Annotated in this window: 19 protein-coding genes, 1 tRNA gene and 1 pseudogene; 18 read left to right on the top strand and 3 right to left on the bottom strand. The window is 54.4% G+C overall.

Annotated elements, in window-relative coordinates; translation table 11 throughout:
• The first annotated feature begins 55 nt into the window (after window positions 1-55).
• The 12 genes from MNU25_RS14255 to MNU25_RS14200 all read left to right on the top strand — a co-directional run bounded on the left by MNU25_RS14255 (window position 56) and on the right by MNU25_RS14200 (window position 11846).
• Entirely contained in the window at window positions 56-1084 is a 1029-nt protein-coding gene (locus MNU25_RS14255; RefSeq protein WP_240985673.1) for a glycosyltransferase family 4 protein, read from the top strand.
• Window positions 1085-1334: 250 nt separating this feature from the next.
• On the top strand, window positions 1335-2285 hold the full coding sequence (locus MNU25_RS14250; RefSeq protein WP_240985672.1) for a glycosyl hydrolase family 18 protein: 951 nt from the start codon (window positions 1335-1337) through the stop codon (window positions 2283-2285).
• A gap of 286 nt (window positions 2286-2571) precedes the next feature.
• On the top strand, window positions 2572-2715 hold the full coding sequence (locus MNU25_RS14245) for a cleavage protein (RefSeq protein WP_240985671.1): 144 nt from the start codon (window positions 2572-2574) through the stop codon (window positions 2713-2715).
• A complete protein-coding gene (locus tag MNU25_RS14240; RefSeq protein ID WP_240985670.1) occupies window positions 2712-2897 on the top strand; it encodes an alpha/beta-type small acid-soluble spore protein in 186 nt (61 codons plus the stop codon). Before MNU25_RS14245 ends, MNU25_RS14240 begins: the two co-directional genes overlap by 4 nt.
• Before the next feature lie 172 nt (window positions 2898-3069).
• Window positions 3070-4386 (top strand): DRTGG domain-containing protein, encoded by a 1317-nt coding sequence (locus MNU25_RS14235; RefSeq protein WP_240985669.1) that lies wholly within the window; start codon window positions 3070-3072, stop codon window positions 4384-4386.
• Window positions 4387-4711: 325 nt separating this feature from the next.
• Window positions 4712-8455, top strand: coding sequence for a DNA polymerase III subunit alpha (locus MNU25_RS14230; RefSeq protein ID WP_240985668.1), 3744 nt, complete (start codon window positions 4712-4714; stop codon window positions 8453-8455).
• A 60-nt stretch (window positions 8456-8515) separates the two neighbouring features.
• Window positions 8516-9016, top strand: a complete 501-nt coding sequence (coaD, locus tag MNU25_RS14225; RefSeq protein ID WP_240985667.1) for a pantetheine-phosphate adenylyltransferase — start codon at window positions 8516-8518, stop codon at window positions 9014-9016.
• A gap of 252 nt (window positions 9017-9268) precedes the next feature.
• Complete coding sequence (mtrB, locus tag MNU25_RS14220; RefSeq protein WP_240986867.1) at window positions 9269-9496, top strand: trp RNA-binding attenuation protein MtrB; 228 nt, start codon at window positions 9269-9271, stop codon at window positions 9494-9496.
• A gap of 54 nt (window positions 9497-9550) precedes the next feature.
• Window positions 9551-9751: a putative signal transducing protein gene (locus MNU25_RS14215; protein ID WP_047829066.1), complete on the top strand. Its 201-nt coding sequence runs from the start codon at window positions 9551-9553 to the stop codon at window positions 9749-9751.
• 2 nt (window positions 9752-9753) lie between these two features.
• Complete coding sequence (gene accD / locus MNU25_RS14210) at window positions 9754-10671, top strand: acetyl-CoA carboxylase, carboxyltransferase subunit beta (protein WP_240985666.1); 918 nt, start codon at window positions 9754-9756, stop codon at window positions 10669-10671.
• Entirely contained in the window at window positions 10649-11734 is a 1086-nt protein-coding gene (locus MNU25_RS14205; RefSeq protein WP_240985665.1) for an acetyl-CoA carboxylase carboxyltransferase subunit alpha, read from the top strand. Before accD ends, MNU25_RS14205 begins: the two co-directional genes overlap by 23 nt.
• 25 nt (window positions 11735-11759) lie before the next feature.
• Window positions 11760-11846 (top strand) — tRNA-Leu (locus MNU25_RS14200).
• Between the two features lie 356 nt (window positions 11847-12202).
• Here MNU25_RS14200 and MNU25_RS14195 read toward each other — a convergent pair.
• The 3 genes and pseudogenes from MNU25_RS14195 to MNU25_RS20575 form a co-directional block, all read right to left on the bottom strand.
• Entirely contained in the window at window positions 12203-12424 is a 222-nt protein-coding gene (locus MNU25_RS14195; protein ID WP_240986866.1) for a type II toxin-antitoxin system HicA family toxin, read from the bottom strand.
• Window positions 12425-12429: 5 nt separating this feature from the next.
• The gene (locus MNU25_RS14190) at window positions 12430-12660 is read right to left on the bottom strand and encodes a type II toxin-antitoxin system HicB family antitoxin (protein WP_240986865.1); all 231 of its coding nucleotides are present in this window, start codon (window positions 12658-12660) and stop codon (window positions 12430-12432) included.
• Between the two features lie 21 nt (window positions 12661-12681).
• Window positions 12682-12744 (bottom strand): annotated as a pseudogene (locus MNU25_RS20575) (helix-turn-helix domain-containing protein); the annotation flags it as partial.
• Between the two features lie 363 nt (window positions 12745-13107).
• On the opposite strand from MNU25_RS20575, the gene MNU25_RS14180 reads away from it, so the two are divergent.
• From MNU25_RS14180 to MNU25_RS14155, 6 genes are all read left to right on the top strand, one after another.
• Window positions 13108-13404 carry an Mrp/NBP35 family ATP-binding protein gene (locus MNU25_RS14180; protein WP_240985664.1) on the top strand — a complete coding sequence of 99 codons (297 nt, stop codon included), beginning with the start codon at window positions 13108-13110 and terminating at the stop codon, window positions 13402-13404.
• Window positions 13401-13916: an exo-beta-N-acetylmuramidase NamZ domain-containing protein gene (locus tag MNU25_RS14175; protein ID WP_240985663.1), complete on the top strand. Its 516-nt coding sequence runs from the start codon at window positions 13401-13403 to the stop codon at window positions 13914-13916. The genes MNU25_RS14180 and MNU25_RS14175 overlap by 4 nt, the downstream gene beginning before the upstream one ends.
• Before the next feature lie 15 nt (window positions 13917-13931).
• Window positions 13932-15005, top strand: coding sequence for a serine hydrolase domain-containing protein (locus MNU25_RS14170; RefSeq protein WP_240985662.1), 1074 nt, complete (start codon window positions 13932-13934; stop codon window positions 15003-15005).
• 467 nt (window positions 15006-15472) lie between these two features.
• Window positions 15473-15955: a BadF/BadG/BcrA/BcrD ATPase family protein gene (locus MNU25_RS14165; protein ID WP_240985661.1), complete on the top strand. Its 483-nt coding sequence runs from the start codon at window positions 15473-15475 to the stop codon at window positions 15953-15955.
• Window positions 15937-16413: a hypothetical protein gene (locus tag MNU25_RS14160; protein ID WP_420838686.1), complete on the top strand. Its 477-nt coding sequence runs from the start codon at window positions 15937-15939 to the stop codon at window positions 16411-16413. The genes MNU25_RS14165 and MNU25_RS14160 overlap by 19 nt, the downstream gene beginning before the upstream one ends.
• Before the next feature lie 31 nt (window positions 16414-16444).
• Window positions 16445-18091, top strand: a complete 1647-nt coding sequence (locus MNU25_RS14155) for a CocE/NonD family hydrolase (RefSeq protein ID WP_240985659.1) — start codon at window positions 16445-16447, stop codon at window positions 18089-18091.
• The last annotated feature ends 20 nt before the right edge of the window (window positions 18092-18111 follow it).

Here is an 18111-nt window from a genome sequence, read left to right as displayed (position 1 = left end):
AGGAAAACCACCATAGTTTAATGAAACTTGAAGATGATACTTTAAGGAGAGCGGTATGTCTTATTGGCTGACTTTTGCCCTGGCTTTGTTCTTGGCGGTAGTTGCCACACCTTTATCCATCCTCCTGGCGAAAAGATGGGGGGCCATTGATTATCCGGGCGCGCGCCGGGTGCACAAGCACCCCATTCCCCGCCTGGGGGGCGTGGCCATCTATGTGGCTTTTTGGTTGACGGCGGCAGTGACTCAAAAATGGGATCAGACGCTGTCAGGGCTCTTTCTGGGCAGCAGTCTCATTTTGGCCGTCGGAATTTGGGATGATGTGCGAGGCATGAGGCCGCTGGTGAAACTTATCTGGCAGATTGCGGCCGCGGCCATTCTCCTTTTTTTCGGTTTTTCCATGGACCAGATTTCCCTGCCCTTGGTCCGCAGCCTGAGCCTGGGTGGCTTGGGCTTGGTGCTGGTGGTCTTTTGGGTCGTGGGTCTTGTGAACACCGTGAATATCTCGGACGGTTTGGACGGCTTGGCTGCGGGCATCTGTTTCGAAGCGGCGCTCTTGCTCTTTTGGTCGGCCAGCCGCATACATCAGGTTCCGGCCGCCCACTGGACTTTGGCTTTGGCCGGAGCCGCTTTGGGTTTCCTCTTCTTTAATTTTCACCCGGCTCGGGTCTTCATGGGAGATTCCGGCAGTATGTTCATGGGCTACATGATCGGCGGGATCTCGATTGCCGGGCTCTTGAAGACCGCAACGATCCTGGGTTTGGTCTTTCCTCTCCTGGTTTTGGGTATGCCTTTGGCCGATCTCACGTTTGCTATCGTCCGGCGCAAACTGCGGGGCTCTCCCATTGCCTCCGCCGATCGCGGGCACTTGCACCACCGCCTCTTGGACGCGGGACTTACGCAGCGGCAAGCGGTGCTGCTCATGTATGGAATCAGTGCCTGCTTTGGCCTGACGGCTGTCCTGGGGGCGACCGGGTACTGGGTTTGGGCGGCTGCCTTGCTCGTAGCGGATTTTGCCCTTCTCTTGGTGATCTTGTTCCGGCGAACCGCCGTGCTGTTGGCGTTTAGCCGCCGGCATTCGAAATGACCTGCCTGAGCGGTCGCTTGCGTTGAGACTTAGGCTTGTAAACGTTGCCGGGGCATCAGGGGTTTGCGGTCGGACAGAGATGCCGGCCATGGGGTTAACTAGGGGCCAAAATCCCGGGATCTAGAGAATATACTTGACGCTTGAGGTTTTCGCGGTCCGTGCCTGGGTTGGGCTCTTGTCGCTTGTGCTTTTTTGGGTTGTGCCCGTTTGCTTTACTTCCGCATATCATAAGGCGGAAGGGGGGAGCGCCGTGGCATTGAAAGCTTTGGCTTTTTACAACGGCCTTGATGAGCGGGCGGGAGGATTTGGGTATTTGGAGCGTTATGGCAGCCTTTTGACTTACTTAGCGGTGTTCCAAATCGGAATAGAGAGTAACGGGCAGTTAAACGGGAGAGTAAGCCCAGTTTTGATCCAGGAGGCACACCATATGGGTGTGAAAGTATTGCCTGTTTTCAGCAATATTGGGAGACAAGGGCAGTTTTCCGTCCCTGTGCTCAGCCGGCTAATGCGAGATTCTGCGTTTTCGGATCTAGTTTGGCAGAATATTCGCAACAGTGTCCTAAGCATGCACTGCTACGGGGTCAACCTGGACTTGGAAAGGGCTCGTTCCGAGGACAGAGCGCTGTTTACCCGTTTCCTCAACGATTGGGGTCAAAGATTCCAGCGTGAGAAGTTGGCGGTAACCCTCAATGTGCCGGCTAAGACTTCTGATGAGCCGCAAAAGGCGTGGTCAGGCGTTTTTGACTACACTTCGATCAGTCAGAACATGAACGCGGTGATTGTTATGGCTTATGAGGAGCATTGGCCCGGAAGCCCGCCGGGATCGGTGGCCTCGCTGCCCTGGGTGACGGCGGTCGTAGATTACGCTTTGGAGAATATGCCGGCAGATAAAATATTCCTCGGCTTGGGACTTTACGGCTACGATTGGTCGGAAAGGGGCGGGGCGCGGGCCCTGAGCTATCGGCGGGCACTCGAGATCGCCGGTCGGTATAGAGCGCCCCTGCATTGGGATGCCCAGCAGCACAGCACTTATTTTACCTACGAGACGACGGGGGTCAGGCATACGGTATATTTCGAGGATCCCAGAAGCACCGGGGAAAAGTTGGACCTCGCGCAGGACAGGGGGTTGGCGGGAGTGGCCATTTGGGACCTCGACCTAAGCTACCCTGAGTTCTGGGAGGTCTTGCGCAGGTACGTCTGATTTTACTCCTGACTCCTAACCCCTAACCCCTAACCCTTAACCGCTAACCCCTAACCCCTAACCCCAGCCTCCGGCCTTTGGCTGCGCGGACATTGTCGCCCCCCGTGCCGCCCAGTTCTCCGAGAGGTAAAAGTCTTGACCGCTCTGCGAAAAGATCGATTCGCTCTGCATGGGAAATTGCTAAACATGGGGTCATTTTGCGAAATTGCCTTGTTATCCCGCTGGATTCATCCGGCGGGATAATTTTTTCGCAAATAGGCAAGACTTTAGCTGAGGAGATGAAGACATGACGCGGAAATTATGCCAAGCCGGATGCCTTTATGCCATAGACGGCCGCTGCCGTTTGGAATACCGCTTGGGTGAACATGAACCCGTTTGCCCATTCTTTGAAAAAGATATTCAGAGCTACCACGGAGGTGCCAACCGATGAAAGAGAAAAAGCCGCGCTTGAAAAGAATTGACCCCTTGGAACCACTCAAGATGGAGATCGCCGCCGAACTGGGGCTATTGGAACAGGCCCAGTCGAAGGGCTGGGATTCCCTGAGCGCCAAGGAGGCGGGAAGAATCGGCGGACTCATGGCTCAGCGGCGCCGCCATGACAACAGAGGTTAAAAGAACCGTGTAATGGCTGAGCGGATGGGGGCAAGATCCTGTCAAGTGTGGAATTCTGTCGAGTGTGATATAATACGGTCAGGCGAGCGGCTGGGGAGCGGGGCCGGCCAGAAGCTGGATCCGTCCGCCCGGCCGGGCCCGAATCCATAAAATATGGTGGGGAGCGTTACTTTTGAGCCAAACAAAGCATCAGCAGATTTTGAGCTTTATTGAAAACTTGGGTATTGGCAGCAAGGTTTCTGTGCGTTTTATCGCAAAAGAGCTGGATGTCAGCGAGGGTACGGCTTACCGGGCGATCAAAGAGGCGGAGACCAAAGGGTTTGTGCGCTCCATTCCCAAAGTCGGTACGATTCGCATCGAAGGAGTGAAAGAGCGCCAGATCGAGGATCTGACCCTGCACGAGGTCTCTCAGATCGTGGAAGGGATTGTCTCTTGCGGAGCCGAACGCCTGAACCAGTCGCCCAATAAGTTTCTGATCGCGGCCATGGAACTGGAGGCCATGAAGCGCTATCTGGAGGAAGATTCCTTGTGTATTGTGGGCAATCGCCACGATGCGCAGAAATTGACTTTGGAATACGGAGCATCCCTCCTGATCACGGGAGGTTTGGAACCGGAAGAGGACATTTTGGAACTGGCCCGTGCAAAAGGGCTGGTCGTCATCCAGTCTCCCTATGATACCTTCGCTGTGACGACCATGATCAACCGCGCCCTTTACGACCGTCTCATTGAGAAAGAACTTATTCTTGTAGAAGACGTCATGGTCGGGGATGTCATTTATGTCACCGATGAAATGACGGTGGGGGACTGGCATCAACTTTCGTCCCAAACCGGACACAGCCGCTTTCCGGTAGTGAATGAGGAGATGGAAGTCATCGGCTTGATCACGGCGGTGGAAGTGGCGGGGGCTGAGTGGGCAACCCCGGTGACGGAAGTGATGAATGCCAAACCTTTTTGTGTCGGGCGGGATGATTCGGTCACGCACATTTCCCGGATCATGGTCTGGGAAGGTTGGGAAATAGCGGTTGTGGTCGAACGGGGAAAACTGGTCGGGATCCTCAGTCTGCAGGATGTGATAGAGGCCTATCAACAGGTGCAGAAACAGCCGCAGTTCGGGGAGACGGTCGATAACTTGATTCTAAGCGGCTTTCGTTATGTGGAGGATCAGAATCACCTGACAATTGAAGGTGAGATTACCCGCTTTATGGTGAACGAATTCGGCTCTATGAGTTGCGGGGTTCTCGTGACAGTGATGAATATGGTCGGCTACATAGCCCTGCGCAAACAATACCGCCTGGACGCGATTACGGAAAACTTCACCCTTTATCAACTGCAGCCGGTGGAAGTCGGGACCCAAATCCGGATTTCAGGAAAGCTCCTCCTGGTGGCCAAGAAACATTGCAATATTGAAATTGAAGTGGTAAACGGGGAAGGAACTCTATTGGCTAAGGGGCTGATGACTGCCCGCATCGGGGACAAAAAACTGGCCTGAGAGTTTATCGGCTGATCGAGTAAGGATGCAGTCGGGTCGGAGAGGTTTACGGCTCGGGTAAGAGCGGTTCCGCCGAAGTCAGCCGCCCCGGGGAAGTATGCCGCTGCGCGATTTCGCTCTTCGGGGGATTGAGCTCTCCGAGAGAGTCGGTTTCCCGGAGGAGCGGGCCGCCACGGAAGCGCTCATGAGACAAAGAATAGGGGGGACTGTGTACAGGTCTGCCTAAGGGAAACCTTTGGCCTTTGTATGGGTTGATCGCGCTTGCATGCCGGGGTAAATTATGGGATAGTTAGGAGGAACGGAGATTGAGCGGAGGGTGAAAAGTGTGAATGAATTCGTTCACCTCCATGTCCATACGGAATACAGTTTGTTGGACGGGGCCGCCCGCATTGACAAGGTGGCGGCCCGGGCCAAGGATTTGGGTATGCCTGCCCTGGCTGTCACCGACCACGGTGCCATGTACGGAGTCATTGATTTTTACAAAGCCTGCCGGAAAGCGGGAATCAAGCCGATTATCGGCTGTGAGGTGTATGTTGCTCCTTTCCGGCGGACCGATAGGACCCCCGGACGGGATGAGCGCAATAATCATTTAGTGCTCTTGGCGGAGAACGAACAGGGGTATCGCAATTTGGTGCGCTTGGTGTCTTTGGCTTTTATTGAAGGATTCTACTATAAACCGCGGGTGGACAAGGACCTTTTGCGGGAGCACGCCCGGGGGCTGATCGGGCTGAGTGCCTGCCTGGCGGGAGAGATCGCCGAGGAGATCCTGCAGGACCGACCGGAGGCCGCGTACCGGGCGGCCCTGGAATATGAAGGGATCTTCGGCCGCGGTAATTTCTTCCTGGAGTTTCACGACCACGGCCTGAGCGATCAGCGCAAGGTCAACAGGGGACTCTGGGAGATCCATGAAAAGACGGGCATTCCCGTGGTGGCTACGAATGATGTGCATTATGTGGAACGCGAGGATGCCTTTGTTCAAGACGCTTTGGTGTGTATCCAAACGGGGAAGACCCTGGCGGATACGGCACGGCTGACTTTTTCCAGCCAAGAAATGTTTTTAAAGTCGGGCCGGGAAATGAGCCTTCTCTTTGGCGAACACTCGGAACTTCTGGAGAATACGCTGAAGATTGCCGAACGTTGTCAAGTGGATTTCCGGTTTGGGGAGCACTATTTGCCGGACTTTCAAGTGCCTGAGGGGTATGACCTGAACAGCTATTTGAGGGAAGAGTGCCATGAGGCTTTTACCCGTTTTTATCCCCGGGGGTCCGGGGAGGAACGCGAACGCTTGGAGTATGAGTTAGGGGTGATCGAACAGACGGGTTTTTCCGGCTATTTTCTCATCGTCGCGGACTTTTGCCGTTATGCCCGGAGTCAGGGAGTGGCTGTGGGACCCGGACGGGGTTCGGCGGCGGCCAGCATGGTCGCTTACCTGCTGGGGATTACGGCGGTGGAGCCCCTGCAACATGAATTACTTTTCGAACGGTTTCTCAATCCCGAACGCGTGAGCATGCCGGATATCGATATTGATTTCGACCCGGACGGGCGGGAGCGCGTGATCCGCTATGTAACCGAAAAGTACGGCGCCGACAAGGTCTGTCAAATCATCACCTTCGGCACGCTGGGGGCGAAAGCGGCCGTACGGGATGTGGGGCGCGTTTTAGGACTGTCGTTGGGAAAAGTGGACAGAGTGGCCAAAGCTATTCCTACCGATCCGGGCATGACTCTGGAAAGAGCCTTGGTCCTTTCGCCCGACTTGAGCCGGATGGCGGCTGAGGATGAGGATGTGCACCGGCTGATGGAATTGGCCCGGGCTTTGGAAGGCATGCCCCGGCACGCTTCAACCCATGCCGCAGGGGTCGTAATAGCCAAGGAGTCCCTTACTAACTACCTGCCCTTGCAAAAAATGCCGGACGGCCTCCTCATGACTCAGTTTCCCATGAAGACGGTGGAGGAAATCGGTCTTCTGAAAATGGATTTTCTGGGCTTGCGCAACCTGACGGTCCTGCAGGAAAGTGTCCGGCGGATTAAGGAGACGCGGGGAATTGAACTGGACTTGGAACACCTGGCCTTGAACGACGAAGAAACCTACCGTCTCCTCTCCTCCGGGAACACCACAGGGATTTTTCAATTTGAAAGCAGCGGTATGAGGACCCTCCTGAAAGAACTGAAGCCGTCTTGTTTTGAGGATATCATTGCCGTTCAGGCTCTTTACCGGCCGGGACCCATGGAACAAATACCGGAGTTTATCCGGCGCAAGCATGGGGGAAAGACCAGTTACCTTCACCCCCAACTGGAACCAATTCTCAAATCGACCTATGGCATTATCGTCTATCAGGAACAGGTGATGCAGATTGCCCGGGACCTGGCCGGGTACTCGCTGGGACGCGCGGATCTGCTGCGCAGGGCGATGGGGAAAAAGAAAAAAGAAATCATGGAGGAGGAGCGGCACCACTTTATTGACGGTCTTCAGGATGCGGCCGGAGGCTGGGTGATTCCCGGAGCTTTGCGGCTGGGGCTAAATCGCCGGGAAGCGGAAGAGATCTTCGACTTGATGGCCAAGTTTGCTGAGTATGGTTTTAACAAGGGACATGCCACGGCTTATGCCGTCATTTCTTATCAGACGGCTTATCTAAAAGCCCACTATCCCTTGGAGTTTATGGCGGCCCTCTTGAGCTCGGTTATGGGGTCTCCGGAAAAAGTGTCCTTCTATATACAGGATGCGCGCGCCAACGGGATTCAAGTGCTGCCTCCCGATGTACAGTTCAGCCGGACAGGCTTCTCCTTGGAAGAGCGGGCGATTCGTTTCGGCTTGGCAGCTGTGCGCAACGTCGGACTCAATGTGGTGGATAAGGTCTTGGAAGCGCGGGAGGCGGGACCTTTCCGTTCTTTGGCGGATTTCTGTTTGCGGGTCGACGGCAGGGTTCTTAACAAACGGGTCTTAGAAAGTCTGATTCGGGCCGGGGCCTTCCAATCCCTCTGTGGCCGCGCTCAAGGGCTGGCGGCCTTGGATGGGGTTTTAGAGCTGGCGCACCGGCGGCAAAAGGACCGGGAATCCGGGCAAATCTCATTTTTCGATTTTGGGGACAGTACAGCAGAAGAAGTTCCTTTGCCGGAGATACCGGACTTTGCCCGGCGGGAGATCCTGGCTATGGAGAAAGAATATCTCGGCCTTTACCTCAGCGGACACCCCCTCTCAGATGTAAACGACCGCATGGCGGCCATTAGAACGTCAGATATTTTGACCTGTCTGGAAAGCGCAGAAGAAGGGAGGGTAACTCTAAGCGGACTTTTGACCGAACTGAAGCAAAATGTGACCAAAAAGGGGGAACTGATGGCCAGTTTCGTCCTGGAAGACTTAAGCGCTTCTATTCCCGTTCTAGTCTTTCCCAGAGTGTATCCCCAATTGCAGGGGTTGGGTGACGACCAGGCGATCGTGGTGGAAGGACGATACGTAATACAGGATGAGGATAAGCGAGTGTTCGCCGAGCAGATTATGACGCTGGAAAAGTATGTTCCCCGCCCGGGCTGGGGAAGGGCCGGGACTCGGGGGGAACCGAGAGGAGGGGGGAGGCGAGAGGAAGCCGGGGTCCGAGAGGCAGCCGGGATGCGAGAGGAACCCGGCATCAGGCCAGGAATCGGCATTCGGGAGGGAAGCGCACCCCAGGGAGCCGAAAGCTTGCGACAATCGCAAACCGGGTCAAGATCAGAAACCGGGTCAAGATCAGAAACCGGGTCAAGATCAGAAACCGGGTCAAGATCAGAAACCCGGGTAAGATCAGAAACCCGGCTGAGCCCGGATTCCAAGCAGGGGGTTGGGACGCCGCGAGGAACTGAGGTCCGGCGGGAGAGACTCTATATTCAGTTGCCTGAGGAGACAAGTCCGCTCTTGCAAATGGTTTTGCCAATCCTGAGGAGGTTTAGAGGCCCTCATCCCGTGTATTTTTTCTTCGCGGACCGGCGCAAATTAGTGGAAGGGGAAAGGGAGTACTGGGTCGGCCGCGAAAACGATCTGACGCGTTACCTTATAGACCTCCTTGGCGAAGGGAATGTCGCTTGGAAAGCGCGCTAGATGGGGCGGGGGATTTTCGGGGCCATGGGATAGAAAAGCAGAGGGGCAAAGGAGATTAATTTGGTACGAGTGGCGATTTACCCGGGAACATTTGACCCGGTGACAAACGGACATTTGGATATTCTGCAAAGGGCGATCAGTGTCTTCGACCGCGTCATAATCGCGGTGGCGTCTGACAGCAACAAATCTCCGCTTTTCACTCTGAAAGAACGAGTGGAGTTGTTGTATCAGGTGACGGCGGGTATGCCCACAGTCACGGTGGTCTCCTTCGACGGATTGACCGTCGAATTTGCGCATCGCTGCGGAGCGGTGGCCATTATTCGCGGCCTGAGAGCGATGTCCGATTTCGAATATGAGTTTCAGTTAGCGTTGATGAACAAAAAGTTGGCACCGGATATAGAAACCGTGTTCCTCATGACCAAGAGCGATTTTTCTTTTATCAGTTCCAGTGCCATCAAATGGGCGGCCAGTCTGAACGGCGCTGTTTCCGACCTGGTGCCGCCGGTTGTGGAAAAAGCTCTCATCGAAAAATATGCGCGGGAACGGCCGGCGCCGGGTTGAATCGGATGAATCAGGCCAAATCGGACCAACGGCTTTCTTGCACATTATTCCAGGGTATGGTATTATGAGCTATCAAGACAACTTGACCCTGCCGGGTGTGAGGGCAGGTAATTTATGTCTGCCCGATTCTGTAAGACGCGGTTTTTGGGTGGGCAGGATGGTTTAAAGAGGGATGTCGGAGAGGGAATTAGGTGCGAAATACGATGAGGGCGGGGTCCCACGGTGGAATATAGCAAGGGCGAGGTGTTCAATATGGCTGAACCCGACGATTCGAGCGGTGACTACATTGTGGTCAAGGCCATGGAAAATGGGGTCACGATTGTCGGACTGACTCGTGGCAAAGATACAAAATTTCATCATTCCGAGAAGCTTGATAAAGGGGAGCTCTGGATTGCCCAGTTTACCGAAAATACTTCGGCAATGAAGATTCGCGGTCATGCCATTGTCTACACGAAACATGGAGAAATCAGCACGGGCTAAACATATCCTCGGCACAAGGGTATGTTTCTCTTTTACAAGGAGGTTTTCAATCAGATGTGGACGGTAATTTATATTGCTCCCAACAAAGCGATCGCCGAGAAATACAAGAAAGTTCTTGCGGACGAGGGTATGTTGGTGCAGCTGCGGCAGGTGGGTTCCTCTCATCTCGGTGATCACGCTTCCGTCGAGATACTGGTACCCGAGTCGGAAGCGGAAGAAGCCCATGAAATCATTACCGGTGCCATGGGGAATTAAGTATGTTCAAAGACATATTTCGCAAGCCAAAATATGTCACGCTTAACTCTGTGCCCGCTCCGCACCGGCTGCCGGCGGAACATGGGCAAGAGGGTGCGCAACTCCGCAAAGAACTTCCCGACGGGCTTTGGGTGAAGTGCCCGAAGTGCGGGGAAGTTCTCTTTAACAAAGACTTGGAGAAAAACGGACGGGTTTGTACTACTTGCCGCTATCATTTCCGCATATCGGCCCGAGAGCGGCTGGCATTAATTGCGGACGAGGCCGGCTTTGAGGAATGGGATGCGGAACTGCGGACGGTGGACCCTTTGGAATTTCCCGGTTACTCCGAGAAGATCGATGGGGCTCAGGCCAAAACGCATCTGCCCGAGGGCGTTCTCACCGGCAGAGCCTTGATCGAGGGCCTGCCGGTGGTGTTAGCTTTTAATGAAGGCTTCTTTATGATGGGCAGCATGGGTTCCGTGGTGGGCGAGCGCATCAGCCGTGCCGTTGAGCGGGCGATTGCCCTGCGTCTTCCGGTGATAATCTTTTCCACTTCAGGAGGCGCGCGCATGCAGGAGGGTATTCTTTCCCTCTATCAAATGGCCAAGACCTGCGCGGCTCTGGCGAGGCTGGCAGAAGCACGGCTCCTTTACATTTCTGTGCTTACCGATCCGACTTTTGGGGGAGTGACCGCAAGTTACGCTTCCGTGGGCGATATCATGATAGCGGAACCCGGGGCTTTGATCGGGTTCACGGGTCCGCGGGTTATCAAACAGACCATTCGGCAGGAGTTACCCCGGGGTGCGCAAACGGCGGAATTCAATCAGGATCACGGTCAGATTGATTTAGTGGTCGAGCGCAGTCGGATGCGCGCCGTCCTGGCTAACTTATTGCGTTATCATCAGGAAGGGGCCATTTATGACTCAACTGTTGGAGTTTGAAAAACCCCTGTTGGAATTGGAACAGAAAATCACTGAGCTGCGGAAGTTTTCGGCTGAAAAAGGGATTGATCTGTCCACGGAGATTCAGACGCTGGAGCACAAGTCTAACGTGCTGAAACGCAGAATCTACGGCCAGTTGGACGCTTGGCAGAAGGTACAGATCGCCCGTCACCCGGAACGACCGAATTTCTATGAATATATTCCCTGGCTATTCGAGGACTTCATCGAACTGCGCGGAGACCGGCTTTATGCCGACGACCGGGCCATTGTGGGGGGACTGGCGCGGTTCAAGGGGGTCCCGGTTACTGTCGTCGCCCATTGCAAAGGGAAAGATACCAAAGAAAATCTGCAGCGCAATTTTGGCATGCCTCATCCAGAGGGATATCGCAAGGCCTTGCGCCTCATGGAACAAGCGGAGAAGTTTGGCCGGCCGATTTTGACCTTTATTGATACGCCGGGGGCCGCCTGCGATTTGGCAGCTGAAGAACGGGGGCAGGGCGAAGCGATTGCCCGGTGTCTGCTCATGATGTCAGAGGCAAAAGTACCCATCGTGGCCACAGTCCTGGGTGAAGGAGGGAGCGGCGGGGCTTTGGCTCTGGGAGTCGGCAATGTCGTCTTGATGCTCGAGTACGCTTTTTATTCCGTGATCTCGCCCGAAAGCTGTGCCTCCATTCTCTGGAAGGACTCGACGAAAGCGCGGGAAGCCGCGGGGGCCCTCAAATTTACGGCTGTCGATTGCTTGAAATACGGCGTGGCCGACGAAATTGTCCGGGAGCCTTTGGGCGGAGCGCATCGGGATCCGAGGCGCACCGCGGAAGAGCTGGCGAAGATTCTGGCCAAGCATCTCTTCCGCCTTAGGGCTGAGAGCCCTGAAGCTTTGCGGCAAGAACGCTATGAAAAGCTGAGGGCGATCGGTGTTTTTCGAACGGAAGTTGAGAACGGGAGCCGGGAAAGTGGGGCCGGGCCTGCTAGCCGGGCTGACCCGGTTAACCCGGCTAACCCAGCTGACCCGGGTCAAGCGGATGAAAAAACGGAAATAAGCCTTGACGAAGCTTTGGAGTAATGATAATATATCAGAGTCACCTGTTGCCGAAGTGGCGGAATTGGCAGACGCGTCGGTCTCAAAAACCGATGGTTTTACGACCGTGCCGGTTCGACCCCGGCCTTCGGCACCAAGCATACTAAGGCTTTCGGGCCTTTTTATTTTTGAAACCCAGTGTTCATGCGGATTTTATCCAAAGCGTAAGACTCCCACTTCTACAAGTGGGAGTGGGTCCTACGTACCCCGTTTCGGTGGGGGTAGACTCCCCCACCGCAGTCCCGATGTTCAGCTTAAGCTGAACGAGTTCACTTGCCTCACGAGGGTGTTTTTGCCCATGATTTAGGCGGCTTTGCAGGGTGCGAAACTTCAGTAGATTTAAATTACAGAGAAAAAGAGGCGGCTCGGAGCTTTCCGAAGTCGCCTTTTTGATCTGCTTATGGCCCTTTGTTTTGATGTAGGGATTAGCGATGGTCAAAGCCGTCACAACGGTCAAAGAAGCTCTATGAATTCATCTATGGAAAGTTTTGCCGTTTGTAGAATCGTTGACAGAACCTGCAGAGATAATGTTTCCTTGCCATGATAAGCCACTGTCGCCCAACGCGCAGGGTCATCCTTGTGGCTGAGGTACCGGTGGCTACCCACAGCTCGGATCTCTGTAAATCCAGCCCGTTTTAGGGCTACTAGAACATCTTTTCCGGACACCCTTGGCATACGAGTCATGCAGATACCACAACCTCGCTGATTAAGGCTTCTCCCGCTCCGTTGGGAATTGGTCGTCCCGTGGCGGCTAATCCCTCCAGAGTGACCTGAATAGCTTCTGCGGCACGCTCTAGGGCTTCTTCCCTATCCTTGCCTTGAGTAACACAACCAGGCAAAACTGGAACCGTTACAACGTAAACCTGAGCTTCTTCATCCCAGCTTAGGACAACATTAAACTTCCGCTCCATTAGAATCCTCCCTTTTGGTACATACTCCAATAGGTCCCCCGGTTGGCAGTTTAGGAAAACACAGAGACGATGTAGTAACTTCAAGTGAAGTATACTCCCCCTTACTTATCTTAGCAAACACGACGGTGATAGGTTTAAGGCGGTTCGTAGATCTTGGCGTGTCATGTTTTTGTCAATGACTAGTTTTCATAGTGGACCAAATGAAACGGCACAGGGTCTCCTCCTATCCGTTGATTTAGAAATTAATAGAGACCTAAGGGCGAGAATGTCTTTCAAGACCATTCTCGAAGCGGGGAAATTATTTTTGACGTTATTGACATACGTCCGAAACGGGACTAAAATCGTTAGCAGCATATGCCAATAACAGGAACCGGAAAGGATGAAAAGTCAGAAGACGAAATAGTTTAAGTGGGGTGTAATGAGTCGGGAGTAATGAGATAACGAAAGATGTTTGGGGAAAGTCATATTGAAACGATTGCGGCTGAGCTGGGAACGGAGGTTCTGGGCAAAATGCCGATCGATCCCAGAGTGGCTGAACTCTGCGACCGAGGAGAAATTGAAAATATGGACCAGGAGTATCTTGCCGCAGCTGCCGATCATCTTATTTTAGCATTCATCAAGGCGTCCCGAGGCGAGTGCGCCGCCACAACTTGCTCAAAGCAAGCCTTTCTGATAAGATCGGCTTGGGTCATTGTGAACACCCTCACTGATTTTGGCCCAATGCCGAGAGAGGCGAGGGCATGATGGTTCGATTGGGAATTGAGGAATTACTCAGCAAGAGGGCGGATTTGCTTTACGGAAAAAGGGTCGGTCTTGTTGCGAACTACGCAGTGACGCATGCCGGCTTCCAGCCGGCAAAACGTATCTTGGAGGAGTCCGCGGGATGGCGGCTGAGCAAGCTTTTCGGCCCCGAGCATGGCGTAAAGAACTGTGCCCAGGAAGGGGAGAGGGTGGATACGAGTGTGGACGAGGCGACGGGTCTGCCCGCAATCAGCTTGTATGGTCCGAACAAGAAGCCGACTCCCGAGATGTTGGAGGACCTAGACGTACTGGTCGTCGACCTTCATGATATCGGTTGCTTTGAGTTCCTGAACAATGACGGACCGGGTCGTCCGTTTATTGATTTGCTTGCCGGCGGGTCCCAACTGCGGGAGTTTATCCAACAGGGCCGCGCGCTGGCTTACCTGATGGAGTCTGCCGAACAGTTGGGGGCTTTCAATCGAGAAGTCAGACAGTTCGAGATTTATAAAAACTAGGAAGGAGGGTGGGTCATGGACTTTAACCTAGCGAAGTTAAAACAGCTGGACGATTTTCTCGAAGGCGAAGTCGAGGCTTCACGTTTACCCGGGGCCGCTTATGCGGTTGGCATCGGTGCGGAGGTGGTTCACGAAAACGTTGTTGGCTACGCCGAGAATCGCAAGGGGCAATGCCGGCCCATGCGTCGGGATACGATCTTCGATCTTGCCTCTCTCACGAAAGTCACGGCGACCTTGCCGAGCATATTGCAGCTGATAGACAGCGGTCTCATCCGCTTAAACGATCCCATTGGGCTTTTCCTTCCCCAGTTTGGGCAAGGCGAGAAAGCAGAAATCACCGTCCGGCACTTACTGACACATACTTCTGGGTTGGTTTCGGGTCGAAAGTACTACGAATCGGCATCGTCACGGGCTGAAGTGTTGGCTCTCATCCTGGCTGAGTCGCCGCAGGTCCCACCTGAGACAAGAGTGGTCTACAGCGACATTGGCTTTATCCTGCTGGCACAAGTGGTGGAGGCCGTGACCGGTCAGCGCATTGACAGGTACGCCCAAGACCGCATTTTTCGTCCTCTGGGTATGGCGCAAACCACTTACTGCCCGCCGCCGGAGCGATACGGACAGATAGCCGCGACGGAGGAGTTTCCCGATATCGGTGTAAAAGTCGGCATAGTGCATGACGAAAATGCGTACACCATGGGTGGCGTTTCCGGTCACGCAGGTTTGTTCGCGCCTTTATCAGACATGGTGGCATATCTTCAAATGTGGTTGAGCAAAGAAAACCCGGTACTGTCCGAAGCGGTTCGCAAAGCGGCGCTTAAGTGTTACACCTCTCACCTGGACGGTCGCCGTGCTCTGGGATGGGTGTGCCGGGGTGACGCTCACGACCATACAGGGGATTTGTGGCCGGATACGACGGTCGGTCATACCGGATTCACCGGTACTAGTCTGGCTTTCGATCCCGTCTCGAAGCTTTGGTCCGTTCTCTTGACGAACGACGTCCACTATGGCCGCGAAAACAAAACCATTGTCCGCTTGCGGGGGCGTGTTCATAACCTCGTTGCCGCAGCCTTGATCAATTTGCAGCCTTAGCTGAAACACTCCCCCAACTGTTTCGCGGCGCGGGCCGGAACTCTAACGGCCCGGCGGAGCGGACTGTTCGCCGCAGGACGAACCGGTTTCATCCATCGAGTTCACTCTGTTTAGGTAAGATACAGATAAGATAATGGCATGGGGGTCGAGAGAGAGGCTGAGAAGCAGAGGGTCCGCCCTGAAAGAAATTTTCGGCGAAGTAGCCTAAACCTTGGAACAACATGTTGACGGGGCCCGATGGGTCGCGGTAGTATAATCTGTAGGTTAGTCCAGCCGTTAAAAATCATGGGTAGCCATTTGACAAGATTACGGAATATAAACCAATGACACAAAAGTTCCGATGTTAGTCCGTTAATCCGGCTGAGTAAGTCGGCGCACGCGGGGTTGGTGTGGAAGCGCCATGGAAACTCTTCAGTTGTGCGCCCGTATCGTTCAGTTGTGCACCCTTTTGCATAGAGGTGATAAGTATGGTTCTGTACATCGGTGTCGATGGCGGAGGAAGCAAAACAGAAGTGATGATTGTTGACGGCGAATCACAGCGTACCGCCTTGTCTGTGGGTGCCGCAACTAACCCGAATACGGTAGGAACCGAGAACGCGGTTGCAGTGGTAACCTCGCTTATAAGCCAGGGGATCGAGAAGTTGAGCGGCGCTCAGGAACAAATTCGGGGACTGTCGATATGCATGGCAGGTGTCGACCGCCCCGCGCAAGTTCAGACATTGCATACGCTTTTTCAGGAAGAATATCCTCAAGCTGTCGTAGAAGTGACAAACGATGCCTTCGCGGCACTCAGTGCCGGGACACAAGGTAAATCGGGTATTGTGCTGATTGCCGGTACCGGAAGTATTGCCGTTGGGGAGAGCCGGGGGGAAATACGGCTCGCGCCGGCGGATATGGAAGTCTATTGGGTGACGAGGGGAGCGGCTTCGACATGGGACGGCAGGGCTTAATGGCCGCTGTCCAGTACGTCGAAGGCCGGGGGGAAAAGACAGAGTTATGGCATCTTGCCTGCGAAACTTTTGATCTCCGTCAGCCCTCAGATCTCATTGCCAAAATCTACGACTCTGTCCATCCGATTGGAGCCGTTGCTTCTTTTGCCAGATATGTCCTGGGGGCGGCCCCTTATGACGAGGTCGCGCTGAGCATCGTAAAGAGCAGCGCCAGGAGTCTTGCTCGCATGGTGGAGTCCGTACGGAACCGGCTGCATGATGATGTTTCGAATCGCGTGGTGCTCTCCGGAAGCTTGTTGACCCTCTCGGCGGTGCTTCGTGATTATCTGGCGGTTTCACTTCAGACAGTGTTTCCCCGGGCGGAATTAAACAGGCTTGCCGAACGCCCTTCCGCAGGTGCGGTACTACGGGCGCGCCGCCTTGTGAACCGAACGGCTTTCAAGAATCGGAGTCACTGACCAGACCTATTACGAGAAAGGATATGATGCGATGTTCAAGGTAAAAAACCGCTGGGGAATGCGAATAACCATGCGGGACGGAATCCGAGTGGCTGCGGATCTGTATCTGCCCGATACGGAACAGGCGGTGCCGGTCATTGTTATGCGAACCCCGTACGGCCGGAGTACTGATCCGAACGTTGAGCAGGGGCTTTGGTTTGCCGCCCGCGGTTATGGCCTACTCGTAGTCGACGTGCGCGGCCGCGGAGACAGTGAAGGGACCTTTGTGCCATATCGGGGCGAGGGCCTTGACGGTTACGATACGATTGAGTGGGCGGCAGCGCAGTCCTGGTGTGACGGAAATGTCGGGACACTTGGCGCAAGCTATCTCGGGAAAATCCAGTGGTTGACCGCCTTGACCCACCCATCTCACTTAAGAGCAATGGTCCCCATCGTATCGCCGTCGGATCCGTTCGTGGAGTGGCCGACAGGCGTTCCCGGTCCCATGCACCTTTGCTGGCAGTTTCTCGTAGCTGACAGGGTGCCGCAAAACATTAACCGGGTGCCTTGGGAACAGGTCTATGCGCACTTGCCTCTTGTCACTATGGATGAGGCATCAGGCAGGGAGATGCCTTTGTGGCGGGAACTGTTCCATCACTGTCAACTGGACGACTGGTGGCGCGCAACCTGCTATCAGGACCGGTTTCGTGAAATCGACCTGCCTGTCCTGCATATCTCGGGCTGGTATGATGACGAGCAAATCGGTACTCCTTTAAACTTCTCCGGTATGACCCATCAGGCACCGAGTGAAAGTGCCAGAAAGTCGCAGCGGTTGATCATGGGACCGTGGGGGCATAATGTCAATACCTCGACTCGAATGGGAGACCTTGATTTCGGGCAAGCAGCCTTGATGGATCTGCGGAGCCGGGAGCTGCGCTTTTTTGACCGTTGGCTGAAAGGTCAAAGAAATGGGGTTGACGAGGAACACCCTATATCCATCTTTATCATGGGGAAAAATCGGTGGCGTGAAGAGGCCGAATGGCCCCTGGCTCGTACCGTTTACACCTCTGTGTATCTGCACAGCCGCGGAAACGCCAACAGCCGCTTCGGGGACGGGACTCTTTCCTTGGCGGAACCTGAGGCGGAGAAAGGAGACAGTTATGTTTACAATCCCTGGCGTCCGGTCCCGTTCCTCACGGAACCTACATCCTTACAAATCGGAGGTCCGGACGACTATAGCGCAATCCATAGGCGAGACGATGTTCTCGTCTACACCGGTGAGCCGCTGACGCAGGAACTGGAGGTCACAGGCCCTGTCAAAGCTTGTCTCTATGCATCTACATCCGCTCCGGACACCGATTTTATGGTGCAGCTGCATGACGTGTGGCCGGATGGTTATACCCAGCGCTTGTGTGACGGAATGATCAGAGTTCGTTTTTCCAAGGGTATGGATGCTCCCGAACTTGTGGAACCGGACAGTATTCGCTGCTATGAAATCAACTGCTGGAACACGGCGCATGTGTTTCTACCGGGGCATCGTATCTGCGTCCACGTGGCTTCCAGTGCGTTTCCTAAGTATGATCGCAACCAGAATACTGGCGAGCCGTTGGGCTTAAGTGAACGGATAGAGGCCGCCTTCCAGACCATCTATCACGATGCGGAACACCCGTCAGCCATCATTCTGCCGGTGATTCCCTGATGTTTTATTTCGTAGTATTG

The sequence above is a fragment of the Acididesulfobacillus acetoxydans genome (assembly GCF_902729405.1).
Classification (GTDB): Bacteria; Bacillota; Desulfitobacteriia; order Desulfitobacteriales; family Desulfitobacteriaceae; genus Acididesulfobacillus; species Acididesulfobacillus acetoxydans.
The sequence above is the reverse complement of the archived record's forward strand: the minus strand, read 5'-3'. Positions and strand labels throughout refer to the sequence as shown.